Below are 11,976 nucleotides of genomic sequence, written 5' to 3' on the forward strand. Positions count from 1 at the left end.
TTAACGTCTCAGTTTTTCAATTTGTTGTACTACCTCACTATGAGTTACGGTATTGGTTTTAAAATATTCTACAAGTTGATCCTTTTCTTCATCTGTTGCTTCAAACTGGTTTAATATGTTCATTAAGTGCATTTTCATGTGTCCTTGCTGAATTCCTGTAGTGATGAGTGAGTTTATAGCTCCAAAATTTTGGGCTAGACCTGCAACTGCTGTTATTTGCATCAGTTTTTTTGCATTAGGGTCTCCTAAAAGATGTAATGCAAGTTTTACCAAGGGATGAAGCGAAGTTAACCCTCCCACGGTTCCTAAAGCAAGAGGAATTTGAATTGAAAAATGGAAAGTATCTTCTTCAATTGTTGCATCTGTTAGACTGGTATATGTACCGTTTCTGGAGGCATAAGCGTGTGCTCCAGCTTCTATAGCTCTAAAATCGTTTCCGGTTGCCAGGACTACAGCATCAATTCCATTCATGATACCTTTATTGTGTGTGACAGCACGGTAAGGTTCTACTTTTGCAATCTGGACGGCTCTTACAAATTTCTGTGCGTATTGAAGAGGAGATAAATCACCAACTGCGGGTAAATCTTGGATCGGACAAGAAACAGAAGCTTTAACCAGACAATCAGGAACATAATTCGATAAAATGCTCATAATGATTTCTATTTTCTGCTCTAATTCAGAAAAACCTTCATAAACTTTAGCAGCATTTATCAAAAAATCCGCAAATTGCTCCAAACAAGAATTGATAAAATTAGCTCCCATCGCATCAACGGTGGCAAAAGTACAATGCAGTTGGTAGTAGTTTTCAATTTCTGAAGATTTGTCTCTAAGCTCAATATCAAGAATACCACCGCCACGTTTTTCCATGTTTCTGGTAATATGAGAAGCAGAGGCAATAAGTTCCGATTTACTATCTTTAAAAAATATTCTTAATTTTTCAGTATCTCCTGTATATGTAAAATGTACTTGTCCAACTTTAACGGTGGATAATACTTCAGCTTTAAAACCTCCTCTGTTTTGCCAAAATTTAGCCGCTTTACTAGCTGCAGCAACTACAGAGCTTTCTTCTATAGCCATAGGGATAGTGTATCGCTCGCCATTAATTAAAAAATTAGGGGCTACAGAAAATGGTAGGTAATAATTAGAAATGGTGTTTTCTGTAAACTCGTCATGTAACTGCTGAAGCTTTTTGTCAGAGTTCCAATAAGTTTTAAGAATATCAACCGTATTTTGATCATTGTTAAAATGATGCTCAACCAACCATTTGATTTTATCAGATTTAGAAAGCTTAGAAAAGCCGGAAACCACTGGAGACATATTATTTTTTTACAATCAGAGGTCAAAGATACTATTCTGTTTGGTATCAACCGATTTTTGATAATTTATAAAATATATTTTAAGGTTTTTTGTAAGGAAAACCTTTTGATGTTTTAAGATAATTTCATTGATGATATGTTAACAAATATTGCTTTCCCGTACTGCTTTTTATTGTATTTAACGTCAATTGTTGTATTTTTCACGGATTTTTTAGTATTCTTGGCGTTAACAAATTTTTTAAAAGTAATATATGAAGATAACCAGATTGTTTTTTGGGATAGCATTATTTATAAGCTTTCTGACCATAGGTCAGGACAAAGCCTTTACTCTGGAAGAAATATGGGGAGGAGCGTTTAGCACAGAAAGATTAGAGTCTTTACATTCAATGAATAACGGAACACAATATTCAGTTCTAGAAAGAGATGATACTTCTGGAAATACATCAATAGAAGTATATGATTATGCAACAGGAGAAAAAGTAAAAACAATAATTAATTCGTCTTTTATTGATGATCTGAAATATTTTCAGGATTACGAATTTAGCAAAGACGAAAAAAGAATATTGCTAGCAAGCGAGTTAGAGCAAATTTACCGTCATTCTACCAAAGGTATATACCATATTTTTGACGTACCATCCAATAGTAGTTTTAAAATTAGCGACCAAAAAATACAATCACCTGCGTTATCTCCTGACGGGAGCAAACTGGCATATGTAATGGATAATAACATCTATGTTTTAAATTTTGTTACCGGAGAAGAGATTCAGCTAACTGATGACGGAAAGAAAAATGAAATCATCAATGGTATTACAGATTGGGTTTATGAGGAAGAATTTGCTTTTGTGAGAGCTTTTGACTGGAGTGCTGATAGTAACAAAGTAGCCTATATAAGATTTGACGAAAAAGAGGTTCCAGAGTTTTCTATGGATGTATATGGCGCTGAACTATACCAAAAACAGGATGTGTTCAAGTACCCAAAGGCTGGAGAAAAAAATGCAAAAGTCTCATTGCACATCGCCGATTTGAGTAGCATGTCATTAGATAAGGTGAATCTTGGAGATTATAAAGATTTCTATATTCCTAGAATAAAATGGTCTTCTAATCCGGATATTTTGAGTGTACAAGTGTTAAACAGACATCAAAATAATCTGGATTTAATTTTTGTGGATGCCAAAACAAAGACTCCAAAGATTGTTCTCAATGAAAAAGACGAAGCTTACATTGATATCACGGATAATCTAACATTTTTAGAGGATAATAGCTTCATCTGGACCAGTGAGAAAGATGGATATAACCATATCTATCATTATAAAGAGACCGGAGAACTTATGAATCAGGTAACTACTGGCTCTTGGGAAGTAACTGACTATTACGGGTACGATCCAAAAAACAAGAGAATTTTCTATCAAAGTGTTGAAAATAAAAATATCAACAGAGATATTTATGCGATAGGTCTTGACGGTAAGAACAAAAAACGTTTAAGCAGCAAAGAAGGAACGAATGATGCTGATTTTAGTGCTGATTTTAGTCAATACATCAATTATTTCTCAAATACCACTACTCCTTTCGAATTTACGTTAAACAACGCAACAACCGGAGAAGTGATTCGCGAAATCAAAAACAATCAAGTACTCAAAGACAAACTAGCTCAATACGATGTAAGACCAAAAGAATTTTCTACTATTGAGATAAATGGAGAAACCTTGAATATGTGGACCATTAAGCCTAAAGATTTTGATCCTGCTAAACAATATCCGTTGTTTATGTATCAGTATTCGGGACCAGGATCTCAGCAAGTTAAAAATTCTTGGAACAGAGCTAACGATTATTGGTATATGATGTTAGCACAACAAGGATATATGGTGGTTTGTGTAGACGGAAGAGGAACTGGTTTTAAAGGTGCAAAATTTAAGAAAGTGACTCAAAATGATCTAGGAAATCTTGAAGTTCAGGATCAAATAGCGGTAGCAAAACAGTTAGGAGCTTTGCCATATATTGATGCTTCCAGAATTGGAATTTGGGGCTGGAGTTATGGAGGTTTTATGTCTAGTAATTGTTTGTTCAAAGCACCGGATACTTTTAAAATGGGTATTGCAGTAGCACCGGTGACAAGTTGGAGATTTTATGATACTATTTATACAGAACGATATTTAATGACGCCGCAGGAGAATGCCAAAGGATATGACGACAATTCTCCTATCAATTTTGTAGATGGATTAAAAGGTAAATACTTACTAGTACACGGTAGCGCAGATGATAACGTGCACGTACAAAACACGATGCGATTGATAGAAGCGTTAGTACAGAAAAATAAACAATTTGATTGGGCTATTTATCCTGATAAAAATCACGGAATATACGGAGGTAACACTCGATTACATTTGTATACTAAGATGACCAATTTTATTAAAGAGAACTTATAAATCATTAAACAACTTCATTTAATTAAACTAACATAATGGCAAATACAGTTAAAGCAGCTCATCAAAAAGAGCTTTTTGGACATCCTATTGGATTATATATCCTTTTTTTAACAGAAATGTGGGAGCGGTTTTCTTATTACGGAATGCGAGGAATATTGGTTTTATATCTAACTGCACAAACTGTTGGTGATAATCCTGGTTTGGGGTGGTTGGATGTTGAAGCTTTGTCTCTGTATGGATGGTATACAATGTTAGTTTATGTAGCTTCCATTCCTGGAGGAATAATAGCGGATAAAGTCTTAGGTCAAAAACGTTCTGTGATGATTGGAGGTCTTTTATTAGTGGCTGGTCATGGAATTCTGTCTATTGAAGAAATGTGGGCATTTTATACGGGACTTGCGCTCATTATTTCAGGAGTTGGCTTGTTAAAGCCAAATATTTCGACTTTGGTTGGAGGATTATATCTGCCTGGAGATGAAAGAAGAGACAAAGGTTTTTCAATTTTTTACATTGGAATAAACGTAGGAGCTGCATTGGCTAGTTTAGTTGTTGCTGTCGTAGCAAATGAATACGGATGGCACGCAGGTTTTGGGTTAGCTGCAATTGGTATGGTATTAGGTCAATTGGTTTACATGTCCGGGCAAAAATTTTTAGTTCATGTTGGTAATAAACCGGAAAAGGTTCAGGTGAATGATGATAACGTTTCTATAGGTAAAATTTTTCGAACTCTTTTTACATCTACTACACCTTTAATAACTACCGTTGGTTTGGCAATTTCCTCATCAGCAATTGCTTATTTCTTCATAGAGAAACAGAAAATCGCGTATGTTATTTTCTTTTTGTTTTTATCATTAGTTGTTGGAATGATGGTCACAATTTATGGTGATCTAAAATCCAAAGTGGAAAAGGATAGATATATAGTATTATTATTATCTTTTATTATTGTAATTGTTTTTTGGGGGGCTTTTGAACAAGCAGGCGGATTAATGAATTTATATGCGGAAAATAGAACCGAAAGAATGATTATGGGGTATGAGATACCAGCGGCAGTATTTCAATTTTTTAATCCATTTTACATCATATTGTTTGCGGTTCCTGTAGCTAATTTTTGGCTTTGGTGGAAACACAGAAATAAGGAATCATCTTCCATATTTAAAATGGCGACTGGAGTTATTATTATGGGATTAGGATTTGTGTTCATGGTTTTTGCGTCGATGCAATACGAAGAATTAGGTAAATCTGCTATGTATTGGTTGGTGTTAGCTTACTTATTTCATACTATAGGGGAACTTTGTGCGTCTCCAGTGGCATTATCATTTATCACTAAACTTGCACCAGTAAGATATGGAGCATTAATGATGGGTGTTTATTTTGCAGCGACTGGATTAGGGAATAAGGTTGCTGGATTAATTGGAGAATCTGCGTCGGAAGCTGGAGAATTAACTATTTTCTCAGGTATAACTATTTTCTGTGTAATATTTGGTTTGCTGGTAATTTTATTACTCAAACCTTTAAAGAGACTAACCCATAAAGCTGAAGACCTAAAACAAGGAACTACGGATGAAGAAGCAGAAGGTTTTGAATTAGCTGATAACTAAGTTTATTTATGAACACGGATATAGAAAACTTATTTAAAGACAAAGTTCTAGGACATCCTGCTGGACTTTTCGTACTATTTTTTACAGAAATGTGGGAGCGATTTTCCTTCTATGGGATGAGGATACTTTTGGTGATATTTTTGACGCAACCACTGTTTGGAGAAAATCCGGGTTGGGCAAATTGGCCACGTGAACACGCATTAGCTTTATTTGGAACATATGCATCACTTTTATATTTGACACCTATTTTAGGTGGATATATTGCCGATAAAATAACGGGATATCGCTGGGCAGTTACTATTGGATGCTTAATAATGACCTTGGGACACGTTTCTATGGCATTCGAAACAGAAACTACCTTGTATATTGGATTAGGATTATTGGTATTAGGAACTGGTTTATTTAAACCGAATATTACTTCGATTATATCAGAAATGTATAAAGGTAATGACGCTAAAAAAGATGGTGCATATACCATCTTTTATATGGGAGTTAATGCAGGAGCATTTTTTGGAATTATGCTTTGTGGTTACCTGGGAGAAAACTTTAGTTGGGCATTAGGCTTCGGATTAGCAGGGATTTTTATGTTTTTGGGAATGATTCAATTTTGGTTGGCAAATCCTTTGTTTGGCGAAATAGGAGCAAAACCTAAGAAAGAAGCAAAAACAGAAGTAGTTTTGGAAAAAGGAGATAAACTTAATCCTTTTACAACTATAGATAAAATTTTAATCGCAGTTAGCGCAATCATAGGATTTACTTGGTTGATTAATGATCCTATGTCTAAAATTGGAAATGTCAATTTGTTTGACTTCACTATGGGTGGTTATGAAGGCCCTACGGTTGTCATCGTATTTGGAGTATTATTATTTTTGTTTTTAATTATTTCAAGAATTATTAGATATAGTACCACAGTTAGAGACAGAATGATTGCAGTTGCGATTTTTGCTTTCTTTACTGTATTTTTTTGGGCAGCATTTGAACAGGCTGCTGGATCTTTAAATATTTTTGCTAGGGATTACACGGCAAGGGATCTTACAGGTTCTTCTGCCCTAATTTTTAAAAGTATAGATGCTATCCTAACAGTAGTTCCTCTAGCTATTATTTCCTGGGTTTTGTATTTATTATTTAAAAAGACATTTTCTAAGATAGGTATATCTAATGTTGTGCTATCTGTATCTTTTATTATTATTTGGGGAATTGTGATTTGGAAATTGAATAATGAGTTTAGCAAGGATACCACCGAGGTAGGTGCTACCTGGTTTGGGATTTTAAATTCATTTTTTATCATTGCTTTGGCTCCATTATTTTCTAAATGGTGGGAGAGTAAGTATAACCCTAGTGCAGCTTTTAAATACGGTTTTGGATTGGCGTTGTTAGGCTTCGGTTTTGCATTATTAGCGTATGGTTCTTCAGGAATACCACAAGGTGCAAAGACAGCATCCGTTAGTATGATTTGGTTAATTTTAGCATATTTGTTTCATACTTTAGGAGAATTGTGTTTATCTCCAGTCGGATTATCTTACTTGAGTAAGTTAGTTCCCGGTAGAATGATAGCCTTTATGTTTGGGATCTGGTATCTGGCAATAGCAATAGGTCAAAAAGCTGCAGGAACATTGGGAGGAATGATTGATGAAGTTACGGCTAATTATAATTTATCAACGTTTTTTCTGATATTTACTATAGTTCCTATTGCTGCTGGTGCTTTAATAATGATTTTAAACCCATTATTAAAGAAGTTAATGCACGGGATCCGTTAATACTAAAAACACTACTTTACCCGTTACCCAAAAACGGGTAAAGTTTTTAATAAGGAACAGTTTTTGTTTCGACTAATAAGTAGAACCAAATTTAAATCATATGAAATACCTACTTTTTCTAATCGGATTACTATTTGTTTTGCCGACTCAGGCACAGGAGATTAATTGGATGTCTATGAATGACGCATTAGAGGCACAAAAGAAAACTCCTAAAAAAATTTTCATGGATGTATATACCAATTGGTGTGGCCCTTGCAAATTGCTAGACAAAAAAACATTTCATAATAAGGATGTGGTCGACTACGTAAATAAAAATTATTATGCGGTAAAGTTTAATGGGGAAGGAACCGAAGAAATTCATTATAATGATTTTACGTATACTAATCCTAACTACAATCCCGACAGAAAAGGAAGAAATAGTCAACATTTTTTTGCAAACGCTCTCAAAATAAGTGGATATCCAAGTATTGTTTTCTTTGATGAAAAAGGGAATTTAATAGCACCCGTTGTTGGATACAAAACACCAAAACAGTTAGAGCTTTACCTAAAGATGATTTATAACGATGATTATAAAAAATTGACTAGCGCAGATGCCTGGCAGAAATATGAGCAATCATTTGTAAGTACGTTTAGCAATTAATAGTATATTTTTAATAAATACATAAGATCCCTTTTATCAGTTTGATAAAGGGGATTTTTTATAGAGGTCAACACTTAATCTCTCTTAGTAACGGAAAGACCATAAAACAAATGTGGCGAAACGTAATTAGGAATATTTCCAAATTTTGTATCTTCGTATTGGAAATATTCCCAATATAAAGATTCGTTAAATTTCATTAAAAGAATCTTAAAAATACAATTAGGAGTGTGTTTTGCTTTTATAGTATAAACATTGTTTATGTATAACACCGATACCTAATTGAATAAATATACCTTATGAGTGGTATTAAGTATGAAATACAAAACAGAAAGCTTAGATCTTATAAGCATACATTTGATTATAACTTTTGTAAACAAAAGTACAATGAGTACGCGCTTATGAACTTGTGTGAATTTAAAAAATGCCTTAAAAACCCTGAAAAAATTGGAGAGATAGGACATTTGTGTAGTTTTATTCTTTGGGTGAAGAATAAAGATCAAGATGAGTATCGCGATTGTTTAGGAGATTATGGCTTAATTCACTTGTTATTTCATTGTTTAGAAAATAAACATCACGCAGACATTCATGCAGAATATATTCATATGCTTTTTAAAGAGGATATAAGGCTGGTATAAAATAATCCTAAATTACATCTACAGAATACAAATAGAAAGTTTTTTCTTACAAAATATTGTTTAAAAAAGTTATTTTATAGCTAAATAGTGTTAAATTTTGAAAAAATGTGCATTTCAACGATGATATATGCATATAATCGTTATATTTGAGCAAATTTAAAATAATTAATAAAACAAATCGTTAATTTATAGTATTTGAATCCCTCCCTAAATTTTTGGTTTCAAATATTTCGACAGAGCTTAACCTATTATGAAAAAACGTTTCTTCATTGCCCCTACAATGTTGTTGTTGATTGTATCCTTATTTCCTTTGCTATCGGCTAACGAGATAAAGGCACCTCAAAAGATAAAACAAGAAATTTCCAGACAAGAACCTATGAAGGATTTCTTTAAGAATCCTATATCTGATAAACAAAGACAACTTCTTAAAGAAGAAATAACAGCATATTTCAATAAGGCTTTTAAACAAAAGAAGTTCATCGGCGCAAGCGTTGGGATTGTAAAATGCGATTCTGTAATGTACTCAGGAGGGTTTGGGAAACGAAATGTTTCTTTAAACGACACTGTAAATGCAGAAACCATCTTTAGGATTGGATCAGTTTCAAAAGGATTTGCAGGAGTTTTATCCGGAATATACGTTGAAGAGGGATTGCTTAATTGGGAGGATAAAGTAAATCAGTATGTGCCATCGTTTCAATTAGCAAGCAAAAAGTGGACCGATAGTGTTACGTTATCTCATATTTTATCTCACTCATCAGGACTTCCTTACCATAGTTTTACTAATCTGGTAGAAGATGGTGTAGATCTTCAAACTATCGCTGGACAATTTAAGAGTATCCCTACCATTGATAAACCTGGTCGAATTTATAGTTATCAAAATGCGATTTTTGCGCTAAGTGGTGAAATGATTGAAAAAGTAAGCGGAATGTCTTATGGAGATGCTATTGCGGAGAAAATATTCAAGCCACTACAAATGAATACAGCTTCTACAGACTATGAATCTATCAAGAATGCTAGCAATATTGCAATGCCTCATAGAAGATATGGACGTGGTTGGAGATCTTTAAAGATCAATCAAAAATATTTTAATGCTATACCAGCTGGTGGTGTTAATGCCAGTGTAACTGATATGACGAAATGGATGCGATTTTTGTTAGGTCATAATCCTTCGGTGATGAGCAATGACGGACTAAAGAACGTATTTAATCCTGTAATTGATCTTCCTGGCAGAAGCAAATATTACCAAAAATGGTCAGGTCACCAAGCATCGCATTATGCGCACGGATGGCGTATTCACGATTTTAAAAACAACAAAACTGGTGAATCAAGCAGAATGATTCATCACGGAGGTCACGTAAATAGTTATAGAAGTGAGATTGCGATATTTCCGCAGGAAGATTTAGGAATTACTATCTTATTTAATAGTCCTACAAAAATGGCAAAACGCGTCATTCCTGATTTGCACGAGATCGTTCAAAAAATCCTAGCTACACCGATAGAGGAAATAGAAGAACAGTTAGCAATGTTATAAGCTACTTTATTTATAAATATAAGCTCCCTTTTTATCTGTTCGATGAAAAGGGAGATTTTGTTTTTTACAAGTGATTTCCCATTGATCTAGATAACTTTTATAATTACTGCCGTCTGCGATAATTTGTTTCGGTTTAAGAATGGTGATCATTCGGTTTAAATGAATTTTTGGAGAGTTGGATAAAACAATCATATCGACTTGTAAACCTTCTAAATTGTAAATTCCTGCACTGTCAATGATCAAGATGGTTTTTGATTTATATCGATATACATTCTTTAGCTTCTTTTGAGGTTTGAGTTGCGCATTGTTTTCGGTGATGTAGCCTTGCAAAATGAATTCCTTATTCTTTTCAGTAATGGAATCGTTGCTGTATATTCTTAATTTTTCAGGTTGAAGCGTTCCAATGATTGTTTCGCGTTGATTATGAAAGATAACAAGTTCTTCCTTTTTATTGCACATATACTTTTCATAGTTCATGAGTAGCAGAAAACAATTAATGCTAATGGCAATTAGCAACGTTCGGGTATAACTTCTCTTTTTTAAAAACAATATGAGAGAAATAATGAAGAAGTATCCAAGAATAAGCATTCTCCAGGAGAATGGAATTTCGGTAAGTAAAAAATCCTCCTGTTTTCCAACCAAATGTACTGTAAGATTTATAGCATCTATGCATTTTCCAAATGTGGTCGCCAGCCAATTTGGTAAGATTTGGATCAGAGATAAAATAATGACGAGTATACCAAAACCTAATATAAAACCTAAGAATGGAATGATGATTAGGTTCGCTACAAAAAAGAGAAGAGGAAATTGATGAAAGTAAAACAATGTTAGAGGAAATAAACCCAGCTGTGCGGCAATAGTAACTGTAAAAGTCTCCCAAAGAATTTTGTCTGCATAAAATCGAGGCTTGTATAATTTAACGAAGGAAGGCTGTATCCATACAATAGAAAATACGGCTATATAGCTCAACTGAAATCCAACAGAAAATAGTAATAAAGGACGAATACATAATAATATAAATATAGAAACAATCAGTGCATTATATATGCTGGTTTTAGAACGAATATGCAAACCGATTGCGATAAAAGAAAACATAGTTACAGCCCTAAGAACGGAAGGTGAAAGACCAGCGATTACGGCAAAGCACCACAGTAGGATAATCACTAGAAAAGTTTTGATGATCTTACCATTTTTACTGAAACGATCTAACGGTTTCAGGATAATTTGTAATAACATTAAAAGAATACCAACGTGCAAACCTGAAACTGCTAAAATATGAATGGCTCCCGCGTTTTTGTAGTCTGTAAGCGTTTCGTTATCAATATCCTGTCTTTGTCCGAGTAGTAATGCATTGATGATTGATAATTGTTTTTTGTTAAAACTGTAGTTGTTTAGTTTGAGATTGATATTTGTTCTAACCAAAGCTGCAAAGCGATATATAGAAAATACTGAGTAATTGGTTGAAATTAATTTATTAAAATTAGTTGTTATTTTATGAAAAACGTATTGCTGCGCTAAGTAGGAAGCATAATCAAATTGATGAGGATTTAGGGGACCGGGAATTGGTTTTATTTGCGATAAACATATAAAAGATTCTCCAGTGATAAGAGGAACCGTTATACTACTTTTAGGTAATTGTAATAATAAATTCCCAACAATTTTTTTGTTTTCGATTGATTGTATTTCAACGATGTATTTTTCATAGTAGGTAGTGGGTTTTAAACGTTCTTTGATTTGAAAACTAATCGATACCTGGTCCGTTCGAAACTCATCTAGAAAATGGATATAATGATTTTGATTATGCTCCGGAGAATGTATGTTTACCAAAATAATTCCAGAAAAAGTAAAATTGATAAATACTAAAATGGTGAATCCCGTTGCACTGTGAAATATTTTTTTTGCATACCACCAACAACTGGCTAAACCAATAATTGCAATGATTTGAAGAATAATAATGAGGTTAAGGTTTATCGAGATGTTATGCCCAAAAACAATCCCAATCACTAAAGAAAAGGTGAGTATTAAAAAAGGAATATTAAGTAATTTATGCACCGGTCACTGATTAATTAGCAGGTG

8 protein-coding genes are annotated in these 11,976 nt (G+C 33.7%); 6 read left to right on the forward strand and 2 right to left on the reverse strand.

What is annotated here, in order from left to right:
- Complete coding sequence (locus tag ACE94K_RS06135) at positions 1-1,317, reverse strand: hydroxymethylglutaryl-CoA reductase, degradative (RefSeq protein ID WP_378181443.1); 1,317 nt, start codon at positions 1,315-1,317, stop codon at positions 1-3.
- 250 nt (positions 1,318-1,567) lie between these two features.
- Here ACE94K_RS06135 and ACE94K_RS06140 point away from each other — a divergent pair, with 250 nt between their 5' ends.
- From ACE94K_RS06140 to ACE94K_RS06165, 6 genes are all read left to right on the forward strand, one after another.
- Entirely contained in the window at positions 1,568-3,739 is a 2,172-nt protein-coding gene (locus ACE94K_RS06140; RefSeq protein ID WP_378181446.1) for a S9 family peptidase, read from the forward strand.
- A gap of 35 nt (positions 3,740-3,774) precedes the next feature.
- Positions 3,775-5,337 carry a peptide MFS transporter gene (locus ACE94K_RS06145; protein ID WP_378181449.1) on the forward strand — a complete coding sequence of 521 codons (1,563 nt, stop codon included), beginning with the start codon at positions 3,775-3,777 and terminating at the stop codon, positions 5,335-5,337.
- Positions 5,338-5,345: 8 nt separating this feature from the next.
- Positions 5,346-7,094 (forward strand): peptide MFS transporter, encoded by a 1,749-nt coding sequence (locus ACE94K_RS06150; RefSeq protein WP_378181452.1) that lies wholly within the window; start codon positions 5,346-5,348, stop codon positions 7,092-7,094.
- 100 nt (positions 7,095-7,194) lie between these two features.
- The gene (locus ACE94K_RS06155) at positions 7,195-7,734 is read left to right on the forward strand and encodes a thioredoxin family protein (protein WP_378181455.1); all 540 of its coding nucleotides are present in this window, start codon (positions 7,195-7,197) and stop codon (positions 7,732-7,734) included.
- A 296-nt stretch (positions 7,735-8,030) separates the two neighbouring features.
- The gene (locus ACE94K_RS06160; protein WP_378181458.1) at positions 8,031-8,369 is read left to right on the forward strand and encodes a hypothetical protein; all 339 of its coding nucleotides are present in this window, start codon (positions 8,031-8,033) and stop codon (positions 8,367-8,369) included.
- A 250-nt stretch (positions 8,370-8,619) separates the two neighbouring features.
- Entirely contained in the window at positions 8,620-9,900 is a 1,281-nt protein-coding gene (locus tag ACE94K_RS06165) for a serine hydrolase domain-containing protein (protein WP_378181461.1), read from the forward strand.
- Between the two features lie 6 nt (positions 9,901-9,906).
- Here ACE94K_RS06165 and ACE94K_RS06170 read toward each other — a convergent pair whose 3' ends face one another.
- Positions 9,907-11,952, reverse strand: coding sequence for a ComEC/Rec2 family competence protein (locus ACE94K_RS06170; protein ID WP_378181464.1), 2,046 nt, complete (start codon positions 11,950-11,952; stop codon positions 9,907-9,909).
- Between the last annotated feature and the right edge of the window lie 24 nt (positions 11,953-11,976).

The organism is Aquimarina besae (assembly GCF_042434905.1).
Classification (GTDB): domain Bacteria; phylum Bacteroidota; class Bacteroidia; order Flavobacteriales; family Flavobacteriaceae; genus Aquimarina.